This is a genomic window from Curtobacterium sp. PhB190, from assembly GCF_004365385.1.
In the GTDB taxonomy this organism is placed as follows: Bacteria; Actinomycetota; Actinomycetes; order Actinomycetales; family Microbacteriaceae; genus Curtobacterium.
Window position 1 is genome coordinate 121,714 of record NZ_SODN01000006.1, and the last position, 18,839, is coordinate 140,552.

General features: G+C 71.1%; 17 protein-coding genes. 9 read left to right on the plus strand and 8 right to left on the minus strand.

The window, feature by feature from the left end:
- Positions 1–3: 3 nt before the first annotated feature.
- Positions 4–1,383, minus strand: coding sequence for a 3-phosphoshikimate 1-carboxyvinyltransferase (gene aroA, locus EDF47_RS11435; RefSeq protein ID WP_133937115.1), 1,380 nt, complete (start codon positions 1,381–1,383; stop codon positions 4–6).
- 111 nt (positions 1,384–1,494) lie between these two features.
- Here aroA and EDF47_RS11440 point away from each other — a divergent pair, with 111 nt between their 5' ends.
- Genes EDF47_RS11440 through EDF47_RS11450 form a run of 3 tightly spaced genes read left to right on the plus strand, consistent with a single transcriptional unit; the run spans position 1,495 to position 2,993 of the window.
- Positions 1,495–2,262 carry a sigma-70 family RNA polymerase sigma factor gene (locus EDF47_RS11440; RefSeq protein ID WP_123294769.1) on the plus strand — a complete coding sequence of 256 codons (768 nt, stop codon included), beginning with the start codon at positions 1,495–1,497 and terminating at the stop codon, positions 2,260–2,262.
- A complete protein-coding gene (locus EDF47_RS11445) occupies positions 2,259–2,501 on the plus strand; it encodes a zf-HC2 domain-containing protein (protein WP_111086426.1) in 243 nt (80 codons plus the stop codon). The genes EDF47_RS11440 and EDF47_RS11445 overlap by 4 nt, the downstream gene beginning before the upstream one ends.
- Before the next feature lie 51 nt (positions 2,502–2,552).
- Positions 2,553–2,993 carry a GNAT family N-acetyltransferase gene (locus EDF47_RS11450; RefSeq protein ID WP_111086422.1) on the plus strand — a complete coding sequence of 147 codons (441 nt, stop codon included), beginning with the start codon at positions 2,553–2,555 and terminating at the stop codon, positions 2,991–2,993.
- Between the two features lie 77 nt (positions 2,994–3,070).
- On the opposite strand, the gene EDF47_RS11455 is transcribed toward EDF47_RS11450, so the two are convergent.
- A complete protein-coding gene (locus EDF47_RS11455) occupies positions 3,071–6,817 on the minus strand; it encodes a multifunctional oxoglutarate decarboxylase/oxoglutarate dehydrogenase thiamine pyrophosphate-binding subunit/dihydrolipoyllysine-residue succinyltransferase subunit (RefSeq protein ID WP_208320947.1) in 3,747 nt (1,248 codons plus the stop codon).
- 166 nt (positions 6,818–6,983) lie between these two features.
- Between EDF47_RS11455 and EDF47_RS11460 the strand changes: the two genes are divergently transcribed.
- Positions 6,984–8,423 carry a GuaB1 family IMP dehydrogenase-related protein gene (locus tag EDF47_RS11460; protein ID WP_133937113.1) on the plus strand — a complete coding sequence of 480 codons (1,440 nt, stop codon included), beginning with the start codon at positions 6,984–6,986 and terminating at the stop codon, positions 8,421–8,423.
- 162 nt (positions 8,424–8,585) lie between these two features.
- On the opposite strand, the gene EDF47_RS11465 is transcribed toward EDF47_RS11460, so the two are convergent.
- The 4 genes from EDF47_RS11465 to EDF47_RS11480 all read right to left on the minus strand — a co-directional run bounded on the left by EDF47_RS11465 (position 8,586) and on the right by EDF47_RS11480 (position 12,897).
- The gene (locus EDF47_RS11465; RefSeq protein WP_123294216.1) at positions 8,586–9,623 is read right to left on the minus strand and encodes a hemolysin family protein; all 1,038 of its coding nucleotides are present in this window, start codon (positions 9,621–9,623) and stop codon (positions 8,586–8,588) included.
- The gene (locus EDF47_RS11470; RefSeq protein ID WP_123294217.1) at positions 9,620–11,014 is read right to left on the minus strand and encodes a hemolysin family protein; all 1,395 of its coding nucleotides are present in this window, start codon (positions 11,012–11,014) and stop codon (positions 9,620–9,622) included. The genes EDF47_RS11465 and EDF47_RS11470 overlap by 4 nt, the downstream gene beginning before the upstream one ends.
- A 157-nt stretch (positions 11,015–11,171) precedes the next feature.
- A complete protein-coding gene (locus EDF47_RS11475) occupies positions 11,172–12,254 on the minus strand; it encodes an NADH:flavin oxidoreductase/NADH oxidase (protein WP_132100233.1) in 1,083 nt (360 codons plus the stop codon).
- 10 nt (positions 12,255–12,264) lie between these two features.
- Positions 12,265–12,897 carry an HAD family phosphatase gene (locus EDF47_RS11480; RefSeq protein ID WP_123937723.1) on the minus strand — a complete coding sequence of 211 codons (633 nt, stop codon included), beginning with the start codon at positions 12,895–12,897 and terminating at the stop codon, positions 12,265–12,267.
- A gap of 24 nt (positions 12,898–12,921) precedes the next feature.
- Between EDF47_RS11480 and EDF47_RS11485 the strand changes: the two genes are divergently transcribed.
- A complete protein-coding gene (locus tag EDF47_RS11485; protein WP_133937111.1) occupies positions 12,922–13,782 on the plus strand; it encodes an ADP/ATP-dependent (S)-NAD(P)H-hydrate dehydratase in 861 nt (286 codons plus the stop codon).
- 265 nt (positions 13,783–14,047) lie between these two features.
- Here EDF47_RS11485 and EDF47_RS11490 read toward each other — a convergent pair whose 3' ends face one another.
- Positions 14,048–14,758, minus strand: coding sequence for a YceI family protein (locus tag EDF47_RS11490; protein ID WP_243698084.1), 711 nt, complete (start codon positions 14,756–14,758; stop codon positions 14,048–14,050).
- 105 nt (positions 14,759–14,863) lie between these two features.
- Here EDF47_RS11490 and EDF47_RS11495 point away from each other — a divergent pair, with 105 nt between their 5' ends.
- Together EDF47_RS11495 and EDF47_RS11500 are read left to right on the plus strand one after the other, a co-directional pair.
- The gene (locus EDF47_RS11495; protein ID WP_131879760.1) at positions 14,864–16,129 is read left to right on the plus strand and encodes a glycosyltransferase 87 family protein; all 1,266 of its coding nucleotides are present in this window, start codon (positions 14,864–14,866) and stop codon (positions 16,127–16,129) included.
- Positions 16,126–16,434 carry a thiamine-binding protein gene (locus tag EDF47_RS11500; RefSeq protein WP_123294222.1) on the plus strand — a complete coding sequence of 103 codons (309 nt, stop codon included), beginning with the start codon at positions 16,126–16,128 and terminating at the stop codon, positions 16,432–16,434. Before EDF47_RS11495 ends, EDF47_RS11500 begins: the two co-directional genes overlap by 4 nt.
- Before the next feature lie 36 nt (positions 16,435–16,470).
- On the opposite strand, the gene EDF47_RS11505 is transcribed toward EDF47_RS11500, so the two are convergent.
- Positions 16,471–16,665 carry a hypothetical protein gene (locus EDF47_RS11505; protein WP_133937109.1) on the minus strand — a complete coding sequence of 65 codons (195 nt, stop codon included), beginning with the start codon at positions 16,663–16,665 and terminating at the stop codon, positions 16,471–16,473.
- Positions 16,666–16,789: 124 nt separating this feature from the next.
- Between EDF47_RS11505 and EDF47_RS11510 the strand changes: the two genes are divergently transcribed.
- Both EDF47_RS11510 and EDF47_RS11515 read left to right on the plus strand, forming a co-directional pair.
- Positions 16,790–16,975: a hypothetical protein gene (locus tag EDF47_RS11510; protein WP_133937107.1), complete on the plus strand. Its 186-nt coding sequence runs from the start codon at positions 16,790–16,792 to the stop codon at positions 16,973–16,975.
- Between the two features lie 306 nt (positions 16,976–17,281).
- Complete coding sequence (locus EDF47_RS11515; protein WP_123312344.1) at positions 17,282–18,547, plus strand: MFS transporter; 1,266 nt, start codon at positions 17,282–17,284, stop codon at positions 18,545–18,547.
- Positions 18,548–18,839: the final 292 nt, after the last annotated feature.

Here is an 18,839-nt window from a genome sequence, read left to right on the forward strand (position 1 = left end):
GCGTCAGGCCCCCGCGTCCCCGGTCGACACGAGCGCCGCCCACAGCTCGGGGAACTGCGGCAGCGTCTTGGCCGTGCACCCGATGTCGTCGACGGCGATGCCGTCGACGACGAGGCCCACGACGGCGCCGGCCGTCGCCATCCGGTGGTCGTCGTACGCGGCCCAGTCGCCGCCGTGGAGCGCGGCAGGCTCGATGCGCAGGCCGTCGTCGAGTTCGTGCACCGCGCCTCCCGACCGGTTCACGTCCGCCGCGAGCGCGGCGAGACGATCCGTCTCGTGCCCACGCAGGTGGCCGATCCCGGTGATCTCGGTCGGCCCGCCGGCCAGCGCGGCCAGTGCGACGAGCGCCGGTGCGAGCTCGCCGCCGCGGCTGAGGTCCAGGTCGAGACCCGGCAAGGAGGCCCCACCCCGGACCCCGACGCCGCCGTCGACGACCAGGTCGTCGCCGTCTCGGGCCACGGTCGCGCCCCACAGTGGCAGGAGCGTCTCGAGGTCGGCGCCGACCTGCGTGGTCTCGCGCGGCCAGGTGCGGATGCGGACGGTGCCACCCGCGACGAGCGCGGCGACCGCGAACGGCGCGGCGTTCGACAGGTCGGGCTCGATGGTGACGTCGCGCGCGGCGATCGGACCGGGGTGGACGACCCACTCGCCGACCGCGGGTTCGTCGACGGTCACGCCGCGGGCACGGAGCGCGGCGACGGTCATCTCGATGTGCGGCAGGCTCGGCAGGCGCTCCCCGACGTGGGTGAGGTGCAGCCCCTCGTCGAAGCGCGGCGCGGAGAGCAGCAGGCCCGACACGAACTGCGACGACGCCGACGCGTCGATCGACAGGGCGCCTCCGCGCACCGAACCGGTGCCGGTGAACGCGAACGGCATCGAGCCGTCGCCGTCGTCGGTGACGTCGACGCCCAGGTCGACGAGCGCCCCGATGATCGCGTGCATCGGACGCTTGCGGGCGTAGGGGTCGCCGTCGACGACGACCGGGCCGACCGCCAGGGCGGCCAGCGGCGGCAGGAACCGCATCACGGTGCCGGCGAGGCCGCAGTCGACGCGGACGTCGCCGTGCATCGGTGCCGGGGTGATCCGGAGGTCGGGCCCGTAGGGGTTCGGCTGCGTGCCCGGTGCCGGCTCGACCTCGTCGATCCCGACGCCGAGCTGCCGGAGCGCCGCGATCATGAGCGCCGAGTCGCGCGAGTGCAGCGGCAGGCGGATGACGGAGGGGCCGTCGGCGAGGGCGGCGAGCACGAGCTCGCGGTTCGTCAGCGACTTCGAGCCGGGCAGCGCGACGTCGCCACGCAGGGGACCGCGCGCGAGCGGGGCGATCCAGGGGGCCGGGTCCGCGGCGGCCTGTGCACCGCTCTGGGAATGCGTCGTGTCTGCCATCGGTTCACAAGACTACTGAAACGATCGGGAGGACCCTTGGCGACAGCACTCGCACCCTCGCGGACGCGCCTGCCCGGCGTGTCCACGTCGCTCGCTCTAGACTGGCCCGCGATGACGACCGACGAGCCGCAGGCAGCACCGCACGACCTGGTCGAGGAGACCGAGGAGCAGCTCGACGCGGTCGAGGCGGAAGAAGCGGACGACGAGTCCTTCGTCGACGCCAAGACCGTGTCGGCCGACGAACTCCGGGCCCTCTTCGAGACCCAGGCACTGCCCTTCATGGACCAGCTGTACGGCGCGGCGATGCGGATGACCCGCAACCCGGCCGACGCCTCGGACCTGGTGCAGGAGACCTTCGTCAAGGCGTTCGCCGCGTTCCGCCAGTTCAAGCAGGGCACGAACCTGAAGGCCTGGCTGTACCGGATCCTGACGAACACGTTCATCAACACGTACCGCAAGAACCAGCGGAACCCGTACCAGGGCACCATCGACGAGCTCGAGGACTGGCAGCTCGGCGGCGCCGAGAGCGTCACCCAGTCGATCTCCGCACGGTCCGCCGAGGCGGACGCGATCGACCACCTGCCGTCGTCCGCCGTCAAGGACGCCCTGCAGGCCATCCCCGAGGACTTCCGGATGGCCGTGTACTTCGCCGATGTCGAGGGCTTCTCGTACCAGGAGATCGCCGACATCATGAAGACCCCCGTGGGGACGGTCATGAGCCGTCTGCACCGTGGTCGCCGGCTCCTCCGGGGGCTCCTGGCGGACCACGCCCGTGAGACCGGCATCGTCCCGGACGCAGCGTCGACGGCGACGATGCGCGGACGAGGTCGGAAGACTGCCGCGACCGAGGGTCGCGTCGATGGGAAGGAAGCACGATGAGCGGCTGCGACTGCTCCAAGGCGAAGGCCGAGCTCGAGGAGTTCCTGCACGGGGAGCTCTGCCGCGAGGACGCGGCGGACATCCGTGAGCACATGGACGACTGCGAGGACTGCACGACCGAACACCGCGTCGGCGTCGTCCTGATCGAGACCGTGCGCCGCGCGTGCAAGGAGACCGCTCCGGAAGAACTGCGTGGCGAGATCCTCGCGCGCATCCGGCTGGAGCAGTCGACCCACTGAGGTCCTCGGCTCCGTCGTCACACGGCGGGTCGGGTCGGTAGTGTCACGGACATGACCCTCCTCGTCGAGTCGATCACCACCTGGTCCGACACGGACGTCTCCGACGTCGCTGCCCTCGTCCGCCTGCTCGGCCACGAGGTCGACGACGCCGCGATGCGCGCACGCCTCGAACGGCTCACGCCCGAGGCCGGACACCGCACCTGGGTGGTGCGTGGGGACGACGGACGGCCGGTCGCCGTCGCGGGCGCGCAGGTCACCTGGGCGTACGCGAGCGACGAGCCGACGGCGCAGCTCCTGCTGCTGGTGGTCGACGACACGGCCAGGAGGCTCGGCACCGGTTCGGCGCTCATCGGCACCTTCGAAGCGTGGGCCGTCGAGCAGGGCGCGCGTCGCCTGAGCGCCGTCAGTGCGGCTGCCACGGACAGCGCGCACCGGTTCTACCAGAAGCGCGGCTACCACGACGCAGGTGTGCGCTACACGAAGATCGCGTAGCCGTCACGTTCCTCGCGAACGTTGAAGCGCCCCGTGCAGGAGCCCCTTGGACTCCTGCACGGGGCGCTTCCTGACGCTCAGGCCGACGCGCTCAACGCCTTCTCGATGACCTCGGTGGCTTCCTGTGCGGAGCGCTTCGACGACCCGGTGGCCGGCGCGGCACTCGCGGCACGGGCGGCGACGGACAGCGGCCGACCGTCGAGGTGCGGCGACAGGTTCATGCAGACGAACGGCCAGGCGCCCTGGTTCTCCGGCTCCTCCTGCGCCCACACGACGTCGGCGTCCGGGTAGCCGGCCAGCACCTCGAGGATCCGCTCGAGGGGGAGCGGTGCGAGCTGCTCGAGCCGGACGAGGGCGACGTCGGTGACCCCGCGCTTGTCCGCCTCGGCGCGCAGGTCGTGGTGCACCTTGCCGGAGTGCAGGACCACGCGACGCACCGCCGCCTTGTCGGCCACGCGGTCGTCGTCGATGACTTCCTCGAAGGTGCCGTTCGTGAAGGCCTCGACCGCGCTCGTCGCCTGGCGCAGGCGGAGCATGGCCTTCGGGGAGAACACGATCAGCGGCTTCTGCGGACGCTCCCACGCCTGACGACGCAGCAGGTGGAAGTACGACGCCGGAGTGGACGGGCGGGCGACGACCATGTTGTCCTCGGCGCACAGCTGCAGGTAGCGCTCGATGCGGGCGGACGAGTGGTCCGGTCCCTGGCCCTCGTAGCCGTGCGGCAGCAGAAGGACGAGGCCGGAGCGCTGCCCCCACTTCTGCTCTGCCGACGAGATGAACTCGTCGATGACGGTCTGGGCGCCGTTCGCGAAGTCGCCGAACTGCGCCTCCCACAGCACGAGTGCCTCGGGCCGCTCGACCGAGTAGCCGTACTCGAACGCCATCGCCGCGTACTCGCTGAGCAGCGAGTCGTAGATGGTGAACCGGGCCTGGTCCTCGGTGAGGTTCGACAGCGGCAGCCACTCCTGGCCGTTCGACCGGTCGTGGAACACCGCCTGGCGCTGGACGAAGGTGCCGCGGCGGGCGTCCTGGCCGGCGAACCGGACGGGCTTGCCCTCCACCAGCAGCGAACCGATGGCCATGAGCTCGGCCATCGCCCAGTCCACACCGCCGTTGCGCGTCATGTCGGTGCGCTTCGACAGCAGCTGCTGCAGCTTCGGGTGGATCGAGAAGCCGGCCGGCGGGTTGCTGTGCGCGTCACCGATGGAGCGGACGAGCTCTTCGGACACTGCGGTCTCGCGGACCTCGACCTCGGTGTCGTCCTGCTGCGCCGCCGGGCGTTCGAGCCCCTGCACGGCACCGTCGTCGTCGACCTGGATCACCGGGATGGTGCCGGTCTGCGCCTCGTGCGTCTCGGCGAAGGCCCGCTCCAGGCGGTCCTGGAAGTCGCGGTGGGCCTCGTCGTACTCTTCCTGCGTGATGTCCCCGCGGCCGACGAGGGCCTCGGTGTACAGCGTGCGGACGGACCGCTTCGCCTCGATCAGGTTGTACATGAGCGGCTGGGTCATCGAGGGGTCGTCGCCCTCGTTGTGGCCACGGCGGCGGTAGCAGATGAGGTCGATGACGACGTCGCGGTGGAACGCCTCGCGGTACGCGAACGCCAGGTCGGCGACGCGTGCGACGGCCTCGGGGTCGTCGCCGTTCACGTGGAAGATCGGCGCCTGGATCGTCTTCGCGACGTCGGTGGAGTACACCGAGCTGCGCGCCGACTCGGGCGGGGTGGTGAACCCGACCTGGTTGTTGATGACCAGGTGCACGGTGCCGCCCGTGCGGTAGCCGCGGAGCTGGGACATCTGCAGCGTCTCGACGACCACGCCCTGACCGGCCATCGCCGCGTCGCCGTGCACGAGCACCGGCAGGACGTTGGTCGAACCGGGGCCCTGCTTGTCCTGCTTGGCCCGGACGATGCCCTCGAGCACGCCGTCGACGGCCTCGAGGTGGGACGGGTTCGCCGCGATCGTCACGGGGATGCTCGAGCCGTCCGAGGTGCGGAACAGCCCCTCGGTGCCGACGTGGTACTTCACGTCGCCGGAACCCTGACCGGACACCGAGCCCGGCAGGGACGAGCCCTCGAACTCACGGAAGATCTGGCCGTAGGTCTTGCCGGCGATGTTCGTCAGGACGTTCAAGCGACCGCGGTGGGCCATGCCGATCGCGACCTCGGCAAGGCCGACACCGGCGGCGTGCTGGATGAGCGTGTCGAGGAAGGCGATGGTGGACTCGCCGCCCTCGAGCGAGAAGCGCTTCTGCCCGACGTACTTGGTCTGCAGGAAGGTCTCGAACGCCTCGGCCTCGTTGAGCTTGCCGAGGACGCGCAGCTGCTCGTCCTTCGACGGCTTCGAGTAGGGGACCTCGATGCGTTCCTGCACCCAGCGGCGCTGCTCCGGGTCCTGGATGTGCATGTACTCGATGCCGACGGTGCGGCAGTAGGCGTCGCGCAGGATCCCGAGGACGTCGCGCAGCGGAGCACTCGTCGTGCCGGCCAGCCCGCCCGTGACGAACTCGCGGTCGAGGTCCCAGAACGTCAGCCCGTGGCTCTCGATCTCGAGGTCGGGGTGCGTGCGCTGGCGGTACTCGAGCGGGTCGATGTCGGCCATCAGGTGCCCGCGGACGCGGTAGCTGTTGATGAGCTCCTGCACGCGTGCGGTCTTGTTGACCCGGTGTGCCAGGTCGACGTTGATGTCGTTCGCCCACTGGATCGGCTTGTACGGGATCCGGAGCGCCGCGAAGATGCCGTCGTAGAAGCCGTGCTCGCCGATGAGGCGTTCGTGCACGTGCTTGAGGTACTCGCCCGAGCCGGCGCCCTGGATCACCCGGTGGTCGTAGGTGCTCGTCAGGGTGATGGTCTTGCCGATGCCGAGCTCGACGAGGGTCTTCGAGGCCGAGCCCTGGAACTGCGCCGGGTACTCGAGGGCTCCGGCGCCGATGATCGCGCCCTGCCCCTTGGTCAGGCGGGGGACCGAGTGCACGGTGCCGATGCCGCCCGGGTTCGTGAGCGAGATCGTGGTGCCCTGGAAGTCGGCCGGCGTCAGCTTGTTGTCGCGGGCCCGCTTGACCAGGTCTTCGTAGGCCGACAGGAACTGGCCGAAGGTCAGGGTCTCCGCACGCTTGATGCTCGGCACGAGGAGCGACCGGGTGCCGTCCTTCTTCGGGACGTCGATCGCGATGCCGAGGCCCACGTGCGCCGGGGCGACGACGAACGGCTTGCCGTCGCGCTCCTCGTAGAACACGTTCTGGCTCGGGAAGTCCTTGAGTGCCTGCACCATCGCCCACCCGATGAGGTGGGTGAAGGAGATCTTGCCGCCGCGGGCACGGCGCAGGTGGTTGTTGATGACGATCCGGTTGTCGATCATCAGCTTCGCCGGGATCGTCCGGACGCTCGTTGCCGTCGGGACGGTCAGCGAGGCGTCCATGTTCGACGCCAGGGTCTTCGCCATGCCCCGGAGCGGGGTCGCCACGTCCTCGTGGGTCTCCTCGTGGTCGTCGGCGGCGTCGTTGGCCTCGGCCGGGATCGGCGGCGGGGTCGGCTGGCGCGACGTGGTCTTCGCCTGGATCGGACCACCCTGCGCTGCCGCCTGCTGCGGGGCCGGCGCGTCGCCGGTCGCGGGCTGCTGCGTGGTCGACTGCGCGGGCGTCGAGGACTGCTGGTCAACTGCCGGAACGCCGCCGACCTGCGTGCGGTGGTAGCTCTCGAGGACCGGCCACCAGGACTTGTCGACCGACTCCTTGTCCGCGACGAACTGCTCGTAGAGCTCGTCGACGAGCCACTCGTTCGCCCCGAATTCGCCCGCGGTCTCGTCCGTTCCGGTCAGATGGCTCGACACAGCCGATCGCCCACTCTCCGTCGATAGATGCTCGTGTGTGTCGTGCGGTGCAACCCTGCCCCGCACAGGTGCCAAGCCTAGCCGCTCGCACATGTCCGTTCGGTGTCAGCCGCGGCGCGAGTCGGGGCCCGGTCCGGCCTCCGGGCGGAGCCGTACAGTGGGGCCCATGAGGTTCTACGAGACGCGGCCGACACACGACCTGACCTACTCCGACGTCTTCCTCGTCCCGAGCCGTTCCGGCGTGACGAGCCGCTTCGACGTCGACCTCGCGTCGAACGACGGCAGCGGTGCGACGATCCCGATCGTGAGCGCCAACATGAACTCGGTCACGGGTCCGCGCCTCGCCGCGACCCTGGCCCGGCGTGGGGGCCTCGGCGTCCTGCCACAGGACATGCACCTGCAGGACCTCGACGCCGCGATCCGCTGGGTGAAGGACCAGCCGGTCGACTACGACACCGCCTACGACATGGGCTCGTCCACCACCGTCGCCGAGTCGCTCGAGCAGCTGCTGCCCGTCGCCGGTCGGGGCGTGGTGGTCCGCGACGCCGCCGGGGAGTACCTCGGGTGCGTCCCCGCCAACCGGCTCGGCGACGCCGGTCCCGACGCGACGCTCGGCGACCTGCTGCACGGCGCCTCGACCGCGATCGACGCCGAGGACGCCGGCACGCCCCGCCACGTCTACGACGTGCTGAGCGGCGCCGAGGTCGACTTCGCACCCGTCGTGCGGCACGGCAAGGTCGTCGGCACCACGAGCCGGACCAGCGCCATCCGCTCGGACATCTACACACCGGCCGTCGACGCGTCGGGTCGTTTGCGCGTCGCCGCCGCGATCGGCATCAACGGCGACGTCGCCGCCAAGGCGCAGGCCCTCGCCGCCGCCGGGGTCGACGTGCTCGTGCTCGACACGGCGCACGGACACCAGGAGAGCATGCTCCGCGCGCTCCGCACCGTCGCGGGGCTCCGGCTCGGCATCCCGCTCGTCGCCGGCAACGTCGTCACCGCCGACGCCGTGGCCCACCTCGTCGACGCGGGTGCGGACATCATCAAGGTCGGTGTCGGACCCGGCGCCATGTGCACCACGCGCATGATGACCGCCGTCGGTCGGCCGCAGTTCTCCGCCGTCCTCGAGACCGCCGCCGCCGCACGGTCCCTCGGCGCGCACGTCTGGGCCGACGGCGGGGTCCGGTACCCCCGCGACGTCGCCCTCGCCCTGGCGGCCGGCGCCTCGGCCGTGATGATCGGCTCGTGGTTCGCCGGCACCCTCGAAGCGCCGGGCGTGCTCCGTCGCGACGCCGCCGGCAAGGCCTACAAGGAGAGCTGGGGGATGGCGTCCGCGAAGGCCGTCCGCGAGCGCTTCGAGCGGCTCGACCCGTACGAGCGGGCCCGCAAGGAGCTCTTTGCCGAGGGGATCTCGTCGTCGACGATCTACCTCGACCCGGAGCGCCCGAGCGTCGAGGACCTGCTCGACATGATCACCACGGGCGTCCGGAGCTCCGCCACCTACGCGGGCGCCGCGTCGCTGGCCGAGTTCTCCGAGCGTGCCCTGGTCGGCATCCAGTCCGCCGCCGGCTACGAAGAGGGCAAGCCGCTCCCCGTCAGCTGGTAGCGCGCCGGCGGGCGCGGCCCTGGTCGCGACCACACGTCGGACGGGAGGCCCGTGGCTGCGTTGCCACGGGCCTCCCGTCCACCATCGCGAAAGCGACAGTTCCCTGCGGAACGTTCGCGGGAATCTGTCGCTTTGGCGGAACTGGCGGGACTGGCGGTGTGGCTACCGGCGTCGGGTCGCGTCCTCGACCTCGCCGACGAGCTCCTCGAGGATGTCCTCGAGGAAGAGCACGCCGAGGGTCCGGCCATCGGCGTCGAACGCCCGCGCGACGTGGCGGCCAGCAGCCCGCATGGTGGCCAGGGCGTCCTCCAGGTCCATCTCCGTGTAGAGCGAGATGAGCTGGCGGATGCGCTTCGGCGGCACCGGGTCGTCGAACTCGTCCGGCCGCAGGTCGATGACGTCCTTCACGTGCACGTAGCCCGTGGGGGAGCCGTCCTCGCCGACGAGCACGTACCGCGAGAACCCGCGCTGCGCCACCGCACGCTCGACGTCCGCCGGGGTGGCGTCCTCGGGCAGGGTGACGAGCTCGGCCATCGGCACGGCCACGTCGCGGACCTTCTTCTCGGTGAACTCGAACGCCAGGGCGAGCTTGCCGTCGTCGGTCAGGGTGCCCTCGCGGCGGGACTGCTCCACGATCGTCTGCACCTCTTCCACCGTGAAGGCGCTGACGGCTTCGTCCTTGGGCTCGACGCGGAACAGGCGCAGCACGGCGTTCGCGACCTCGTTCAGGCCGACGATGACCCAGTGCAGGCCGTGGCCGATGTACCAGAGCGTCGGCACGAGCAGCAGTGCTGCCCGGTCCGGCATCGAGAACGAGATGTTCTTCGGGACCATCTCGCCGAACACCACGTGCAGGAACGAGACGAGCAGCAGCGTGACCACGAACGCCACGGTGCCGATGACCTCGACGCTCCAGCCCGTCAGGTGCAACGGCACCTCGAGCAGGTGGTGGATCGCCGGCTCGGAGACGTTCAGGATGAGCAGCGAGCAGACCGTGATGCCGAGCTGCGTGGTCGCGAGCATGCGGGTGGCGTGCTCCATGGCCCACAGGGTCATCTGCGCGGCCTTCGAGCCTTCTTCTGCGCGCGGTTCGATCTGGGAGCGGCGGGCGGAGATGACGGCGAACTCGGCGGCGACGAAGTACGCGTTGCCGAGCAGCAGCACGAAGAGCCAGAAGATCCCCCACCAGTCGGAGCTCATCGGGTGCTCTCCTTCGTCTCGGACCGCTTCGCGGTCTTGGTGCCGGTCTTCGTGGCCGGGATGATGATGGCGGTCGCCGCGGTGTCCGTCGGCGGGGGCGTCGGGGTCCAGCGGATGCGGTCGATCCGACGGCCGTCCAGACGTTCGACCCGGAAGACGCCGCTGTCGAGCGGGACCTCGTCACCGACGACGGGCAGGCGGCCGAGCGTCGACATGAGGAAGCCGCCGACGGTCTCGTAGGGGCCGTCCTCCGGCACCTTCACGCCGGCGCGGTCCTCGAGCTCGTCGGGACGCAGCAGACCGGGGAAGGTCAGCCAGTCGCGGGAGCGGACTACGTCGATGCGCGCGCGGTCGTGCTCGTCGGAGACCTCGCCGACGATCTCCTCGATGAGGTCCTCGAGCGTGACGACCCCGGCGGTGCCGCCGTACTCGTCGACCACGATGACCATCTGGTAGCCGCGGCCGCGGACCTCGGCGAGCAGGGTGTCGCCCGGCATCGTCTCGGGCACGCGTTCGGCGTCGGTCATGAGTGCCCCGACGGGGACCTCCGGGCGCTTCTCGCGGGGGACGGCGACGGCCTGCTTCACGTGCACGATGCCGACGACGTCGTCCGCGTCCTCCTCGATGACGGGGAAGCGGCTGAAGCCGGTCTTGCGGGCGAGGGCGATGACGTCCTGCGCGGACTCGGACACCCGGATGGTGGAGAGCCGCGGGCGTGGTGTCATGACGTCGCTGGCGCTGAGTTCCGAGAACGAGATCGTCCGCTGGAGGAGCGTCGCGGTGTCCTGCTCGAGCGACCCCTCGGACGCCGAACGGCGGAGCAGCGAGGTGAGCTCCTCGGCGCTGCGAGCACCGGAGAGTTCCTCTTGCGGCTCGATGCCGATCGACCGCAGCACGGCGTTCGCGGTGCCGTTGAGCACCGCGACCGCCGGCTTGAACACCGTCGTGAAGGCGATCTGCAACGGCACGACGAGCTTCGCGGTCTGCAGCGGCAGCGCGAGCGCGAAGTTCTTCGGTACCAGTTCGCCGAGGATCATCGACAGCAGGGTCGCGATGACGAGCGCGATGATCGATCCGACGGTCTCGACGATGCCCTCGGGCAGGTTCATCGCCAGGAACGGTGCCTCGAGCAACTTCGCGATGGACGGCTCGAGCAGGTAGCCGGTGAGCAGCGTGGTCAGCGTGATGCCGAGCTGCGCACTCGACAGGTGCGTCGAGGTGACCTTCAACGCCCCGATGACGGGTGCCAGGCCCGGCTCACCGCGGTCGCGACGCGCTTCGACGTCGGCGCGGTCGAGGTTGACCAGCGCGAACTCGGACGCGACGAAGACGCCGGTGCCGAGTGTCAGCAGGATGCCGCCGACGAGCATGACGATGTCGATCGGACTCATGATTCACCCCCGTCCGCGCACGGGGATGACGTGCAGCTCACCGAGTGAGCGGCGGATGAGTGAGGCGAAGAACTATTCGGGGGATCGTCCACAGTGCTGCCAATCGTACTGCCTGCCCGAGGGGCCGACCGAGAACTCGTTCAGGAAGGCCGCGCGTCTACGCCGTGACCCGCGCGCGGTGGTACTGCTGCGGCTCGTAGTCGACGGTCACGCCGAGCTCGACAGCCACGCGCAGCGGGAAGCCCGGGTCGCGCAGGAACTCGCGGCCCACCATCACCACGTCGGCCTGTCCGGTCGCGACGATCTGCTCGGCCTGGAAGCCCTCGGAGATCATGCCGACCGCGATGGTGCCGATGCCGGCGTCGCGCTTGATCGCCGCGGCGTGCGGCACCTGGTAGCCGGGGCCGACCGGGATCGGTGCGCTCGCGACGTTGCCGCCGGTCGAGACGTCTGCCAGGTCCGCGCCGTGCTCCGCAGCCCACCGAGCGACCTCCGTGGTCTCGTCGAGCGTGAGCCCGCCGTCCACCCAGTCGGTCGCCGAGAACCGCACGACGATCGGGAAGCCCTCGCCGACCTCGGCACGGACGGCGTCGAGGACCTCGAGCAGTGCCCGGGCGCGGTTCTCGAGCGACCCGCCGTACTGGTCCGTGCGGTGGTTGCTCAGCGGCGAGAGGAACTGGTGCAGCAGGTACCCGTGGGCGGCGTGGATCTCGACCAGGTCGAACCCGGCCTCGACGGCGCGGCGAGCGGACTGCGCGAACGCCAGTGCGACGACCCGGATGTCCTCGGTCTCCAGCTCGCGCGGGACCGCGTAGCCGTCGAAGGCCACGGCGGACGGGGCGACGGTGGACCAGCCGCCCTGGTCGGCGGGGACCGAACCGTGCGTGGACTCCCACGGGCGGAACGTCGACGCCTTGCGGCCGGCGTGCGCGAGCTGGACACCGGCGGCAGCGCCCTGCGCGTGCAGGAAGTCGACGATCGGCTTGAAGGCGTCGCGCTGCTGGTCGTTCCAGAGCCCGAGGTCCTGCGGGCTGATCCGGCCTTCCGGCACCACGCCGGTCGCCTCGACGACCACCGCACCGGCACCGCCCTTGGCGAAGCCGCCCAGGTGGACGAGGTGCCACGCGGTCGGCACGCCGTCCTGCTCCTCGGCCGAGTACTGGCACATCGGGGAGACCCAGATGCGGTTGCGGACCGTCAGGTCGCGGATGGTGATCGGCTCGAACAGGGCGTGCGTCACGCGGGACTCCTCAGGGGACGGGCGCCGGCTCGGCCGCGAGTTCCGCCAGGAACGACCGCAGTGACGCCGACGACGTGTAGTGGTGGCCGACCGCCCCGATCGCTTCCGCGCCGGTGGCGTTCTCGGCCCTGTTGTCCACGAACACCATCTGCTGCGGCTCGATTCCCAGACGCGCGCACGTGTCGCGGTAGATGGATGCGTCGGGCTTCAGGACGTGCTCCTCGGCGCTCACCACCACCGTCTCGAACAGCGAGCCCATCGGGGAGCGTCGGTACGGGTCACCGAAGTCGAAGCCGGCGTTCGACAGCAGCGCCACCCGGGTCCCCGCGTCGTGCAGCTCCTCGACGATCGCCAGGGTCTCCGGTTCGACCTCGAACCACCCGGTGAAGTCGACCGCCCAGAACCGGTGGATGTCCGTGATGCTCCAGGTCCGCCCGACGCGCTCGCCGATCGCCCGCCAGTACGCCACGACGGACAGGTCGCCGCGGTCGAGGTCGTGGCGGAGCTCCTGGTAGACCGGGAACAGCTCGTCGGCGGGCACCCCGGTCAACTCGACGAGGGCATCGCGCGACGCGTGCGGCGTCCGGCTGATCACCTCGCCGTAGTCGAAGACGACCACGCGACCAGGCAGGAACAGGCTCATGCGCTCCACCGTAACGTGGGGCCGGTGAACGACTTCGTGCCCGTCCAGCCGTCCGATGCCGCCGCGTGGGTCACCGCGCCGACGGGGGAGTCCACCAAGTACCGCCGCGGGGTGCTCGGCATCGCGACCGGCTCCGACCAGTACCCGGGTGCCGCGGTGCTCGGGGTCGACGCCGCGGTCCACACCGGTGTCGGCATGGTCCGGTACGTCGGGCCGTCGCGGGCGTCGGACCACGTCCTGGCGCGTCGCCCCGAGTCCGTCGCCGGCGTCGGTCGGGTGCAGGCCTGGCTCGTCGGCTCGGGCATCTCGGCGTCGTCGCTCGGTGACCTGGACGACACGACCGCCTCGGCCTTCACGCACGCTTCGGACGACGGCGTCCCCGTCGTGGTCGACGCGGGCGCGATCCCGCTCGTCGACCTCGGCCCGCTCGCCGTCCTGACCCCGCACGCGGGGGAGCTCGCGTCGTTGCTCGGCGTCTCCCGCGAGTCGATCGAGCAGGATCCCGCCGCAGCAGCGCTCCGTGCCGCCGCGCAGACCGGCAGCGTCGTCCTGCTCAAGGGCGAGCGCACGCACGTGGTCACGCCCGACGGGTCGGTCCGGTTGGTGGCGTCGTCGGCGACGCCGTGGCTCGCTGCGGCTGGTGCCGGGGACGTCCTCGGCGGGGTCCTCGGTGCGCTCGTGGCAGCGCGGCAGGGCTCCGTCGAGGCTGCGGGGTCGTCCCTGACGCCGTCGGACCTCGCGCACCTGGCCGCGTCGGCCGCGGTGGTGCACGGGCTCGCGGCGCGGCGGGCCTCCGGTGGCGGGCCGTTCCCGATGACCGGGCTCATCGCCGAGCTGCCCGGGGTCGTGCGGGACCTGGTCATCGACGGCGACGCGCGCGGGTAGCGGTCGGTGCGCGTGCACCTTCCGACGATCCACGAGGTGATCGACGCGTGTTCTGTCGGAAGATGCGCACGCAATGGGTACGTGCGCATGTTCCGACGGGACACCGCGGGTTCGACAGGTGGAAGGTCGCAACATGCGCACGCATGCGTGCGCGGGCGCGGCCTGGGACGCGAGCAGGGGACGGACGGGAGGCCCGTGGCGGGGCCGCCACGGGCCTCCCGTCCGCCTGTCGCGCACGTCACGGGCGTGACGCGCGTCGCGGACGTCAGCTCGCGGGGGTCGCGTGCACCAGGAACTCGACCGTGCCGGAGTCGTCGACCTTCACGAAGCCGAGGCTCGGCGCCTGCACGCCGTAGTCCGAGAACGTGACCGGGATCGAGCCGGAGATGTCGACGCCGTCGCCGTTCAGGCCGACCTGCAGGTCGGCGGTGACGTCCTTCGTGACGCCGTGCAGCGTGAGCTTGCCGGCAGCGGTGACCTTCGTCGTGTCCGAGCCGCTCGGGACCGCGTCGGCGATCGGCTCGGTGAGTTCGAACGTGGCCTCGGGGAAGGCGGCGGTGTCCATCGCGGAGTCGCGGAAGTAGGAGTCGCGCTGGTCGGAGTCGGTGGCGATGTCGGCGACCTGCACCGTGATCGTCGCCTTCGTGATGCTCGTGCCGTCGACGGTGGCGCTGCCGGAGACGCTGTCGGTGCGGCCGGTGACGGTGACGTCGGAGCCGTTGAGGACCTCGTGCAGGCGGTATCCGGCCTCGGAGTCGCCGCCGACCGTCCACGCGCCGGACAGGTCGGAGTCGTCGAGGGTGGAGGCCTCGCGGCTGGCGGCCACGGACGGTGCCGCCGACGCCTTCGCGTTCTCGTTGCTCGTGTAGACGTTCGTCGCGACGATCGCCCCGATGACGCCGAGCACGACGACGGCGGCGATGACGGAGATCCAGATGACGGCCTTGCGGCGCCCGCGCGGGGTTTCGGTGGTCACGAGCAAGACGGTGACACGTCATGGTTGGGGGAGCCTGGGATTCTCAGCCGGTTCGGGTGCGCTCGCTGCGGGTTCGGGTGCGCTCCCTGCCGGTACGCTCGTTCGGTGCGCAGGACCGGGAACCCGTGGATCGAACGCGTCGGGTTCGTCCTGGCGTTCGCCGCCGTGCACGCGGCGCTGTGGTGGCTGACCGCGATCTCGGCGAACCTGCCGCTCGGCGACGTCACCATCACCTACAGCCGGTGGATCGAGACCGGGCGGAGCGCGGACTTCTGGGTCGGGATCGACGGCGAGTGGGTCTACCCGATCCTGGCGATCGTGCCGATGGCCGCCGCAGCACTCGGTGGGATCGCGTCGATCGGCTCTGGGTGGCTGCTGCTGATGGTGCTGCTCGACGCCGTCGCGTGTGCGTTCCTGTGGCGGTTCCGGGCGCGCGGTGCGTTCGGCTCGCGTGCGGACGGCTCGTCGTCGCGTGGCGTGCGGGTCGTGTGGTGGTGGCTCGCGTTCCTGCTCGCACTCGGGCCGATCGCGCTCGGTCGCATCGACACGGTGGCGACGGTGTTCGCGCTGGTCGGGGTGGCCTTCGTCGCCTCGCGGCCGGCGGTCGCCTCGGCGCTGTTCACCGCCGGTGCGTGGACGAAGGTCTGGCCGGCCGCCCTCGTCGCCGTGCTGCTGCTCCTGCGCAAGGGGCACCGCCGCGGTGTGCTGGCCGGTGCCCTCGTGCTCAGCGCGCTCATCGTGCTCGTCGACGTGCTCTGGGGCGGAGCGCCGTACCTGCTGTCGTTCATCGGGGAGCAGACCGGTCGGGCGCTGCAGATCGAGTCACCGCTCGCGACGCCGTTCATGTGGGCGGCAGCGTTCGGGGCTCCCGGTGCGGCCGTGTTCTACAACCAGCAGATCCTGACGTTCGAGGTCTCCGGGGCCGGCACGCACGCCGCTGCCGCGGTCTCGACGCCGCTGATGGCCCTCGTGGTCGTCGCCGGTGTCGTGCTCGCGCTGTGGGCCGCACGCCGTGGCGCCCGTCGGGCCGAGCTCGCTCCCGTGCTCGCGCTGCTGTTCGTCGCCACGCTCATCGCCACCAACAAGGTCGGGTCGCCGCAGTACATCGGGTGGCTCGCCGTGCCGATCGTGTGGGGACTGGCCGCCGGGACGCCGAGTGTGCGCCGGTTCGTGCCGATCGCGATCGCCGCGCTCCCCACCGCCGTGCTGACGCAGCTGATCTACCCGGCCTACTACGACCAGGTGCTCACGCTGCAGCCGTGGATGCTCGTGGTGCTGACGCTGCGGAACGTGCTCGAGGTGGCGATCCTGGCGTGGACCGTGGTCGAGCTGGTGCGGATGGGCCGGGGCGCGGGCAGGATGGACGCATGATCGTCGCCTTCTCCGTTGCTCCGTCCGGTGGTCCCTCCGAACAGGCGGACGGCTCCGTGCACGACGCCGTCGCCGCAGCCGTGCGGGTGGTCCGTGAGAGCGGCCTGCCGAACCGCACGTCGTCGATGTTCACCGAGCTCGAGGGGGAGTGGGACGAGGTCATGGACGTCGTCAAGCGCGCCACCGAGGCCGTGGGCGTCTACGGCACGCGGGTGTCGCTCGTGCTCAAGGCCGACATCCGACCGGGGCACACCGGCGAGATCGACGGCAAGCTCGAGCGGCTCGAGGCTGCGCTCGGCGAGTAGCGCTGAACCCGCTGGCGCGCGCTGCGGCTGCAGCGCTCAGCGCTTGTCGCGCCGCCGTGCCCGGGTCCGACGGCGGGGGCCCGGTCCGAGCACCACGAACACCGTCAGCAGCGCGATGCCGGCGAGCACCGCGATGAGCACGATGACCATGCCCATCGGGTCGGTGGCGTCCTCGCAGTTCACGGGCGCGCCGGCGCGGCACGAGGCGAGCACGGTGGCGGCGAGGGTCACGTGCTCATTGAACAACGAGGGCCCGCGCGACACGCCGACGCCCTCCCTCGGATGTCGGTGGTCGGGTGTCTCATGGCCCGTGTCGAGCCACATCCGGTGGCCCCGAGACGACGAGGAGCGCGTGATGACCCACGACGGCTGGTGCCCCGACTGCGACCTGCGAACGGTCGTCATCGACACGGACGAACAGGGCGAGAACGCCTGGGCCACGTGCGCCGAGTGCGGCGCCGGTTGGACGCACCGCGACGAGCTGCCCGATCTCACACCCGCGTCGACGCGTCCCGCCCACACGGAGCGCCAGGCGGCCTGACCCGGTTCACCTCGGGTACGACCGGGCAAGCCCGGTGCGACCCGTGCTGGCCGCGCACGGCGACTTCCGTTCGGCCGTTGGAGCGGTCTACACTGCTCGGACCGGATGGTCGTCGCCACCCGGACCGTCCCGTTCGCTGCTGAACCCGGACCGGCACCCCGTTCGGGCGTGGCCGCGCTGCCGATCGGCACGTGGACCGCGACGACCGCGGGACGCCTCCGTCACCACCGTCGCCCAGGCGACACCGTCCAGCCGACACCCCGATCCGACGCCGCCCGTGCAGGACGTCGTCCGAGAACAGGCCCCATGTCACAGCTCACGCCTGCGCGTCGCACCGCCGCGCTCATCTCGCTCGCCCTCGGCGGCTTCGCCATCGGGTCGACCGAGTTCGTCGCGATGGGCCTGCTGCCGAACATCGCGCAGGCGCTGCTGCCGCAGCAGTACGGCCTCGACCCGGATGCCGGCATCGCGCACGCGGGCTGGCTCGTCAGCGCCTACGCCCTCGGGGTCGTCGTCGGTGCTCCCACCATCGCGGCGATGTCGGCGAAGTTCCCGCGCAAGGGCCTGATCCTCGTGCTGCTCGTCGGGTTCGTCCTCGCGACGATCGCGAGCGCGCTCCTGCCGTCGTTCGGACTGGTGCTCGTCGCCCGCTTCGTCGCCGGCCTGCCGCACGGCGCCTATTTCGGCATCGCCTCGATCGTCGCGGGCGACATGATGGGCCCGGGCAAGCGCGGCAAGGGCATCGCGATGGTGCTGCTCGGACTGTCGGTCGCGAACGTCGTCGGTGTCCCCGCGATCACCTGGGTCGGCCAGCTCGCCGGCTGGCGGATCGCCTACGGCGTCGTCGCCGCATTGTTCGCGCTCACGTTCCTCGCCGTCGCGGCCTTCGTGCCGAAGAGCGCCCGTGACGAGCACGCGACGATCGGCCGGGAGCTCCGCGCCTTCCGCGTGCCGCAGGTCTGGATCGTGATGGGCCTCGGCGCCGTCGGGTTCGGTGGGTTCTTCGCCGTCTACTCGTACATCTCCCCGCTCGTGCAGCACGTCACCGGCATGCCGGAGTCGTTCGTGCCGATCGTCCTGGTGGTCGTGGGCATCGGCATGGTCGTCGGTGGTGTGCTCGGCGGACACCTCGCCGACCACAGCGTGAAGCGCACGATCTACTTCGGCATGTTCTCGCTCATCGGCGCGCTGCTGCTCACGGTGCTGACCGCGCAGTGGCTCTGGGGCATGCTGCTCGGCGCCTTCCTGCTCGGTGCGACCTCGTCGGCGATCCCGCCGGCGGTGCAGTCCCGCCTGATGGACGTCGCCGGCGACGCCCGGACGATCGCCGCGGCGCTCAACCACTCGGCGTTCAACATCGGCAACTCGCTCGGCGCAGCACTCGGCGGTGCGGTCATCGCTGCCGGCTTCGGGTTCGTCGCACCGGGCTGGCTCGGCATCGTCCTCGCGCTGCTCGGTGTCCTCGTCACGATGTTCAGCTACTCGGTCGAGCGTCGCACCACGCGCCGTGCCGCGCTGCGCTCCCCGTCGCCGAGCACCGGCCCGATCACCGCGCCGGTCCCCATCCACTGATCGCGCGCAGGCGCCGCCAGCGCGGTTCGCGAAAGCGACAGTCTGCCGCGAACTGTTCGCGGCAGACTGTCGCTTTCGTGGAACGGACCGCCGGCATCGGCGGCACCGTGTCGCTGTGGCGGGACAGACCGCAGGCCGGTCCCCATCCACTGACCGCGCGCAGTGGGCGTGCCCACGCACCGGACGGGAGGCCCGTGGCGACGCCGCCACGGGCCTCCCGTCCGACGTGGTGTGCGGCAGACCGCCCATGGTGAGCAGAAATGGTCGGGTCCCGTGATGGGACCCGACCATT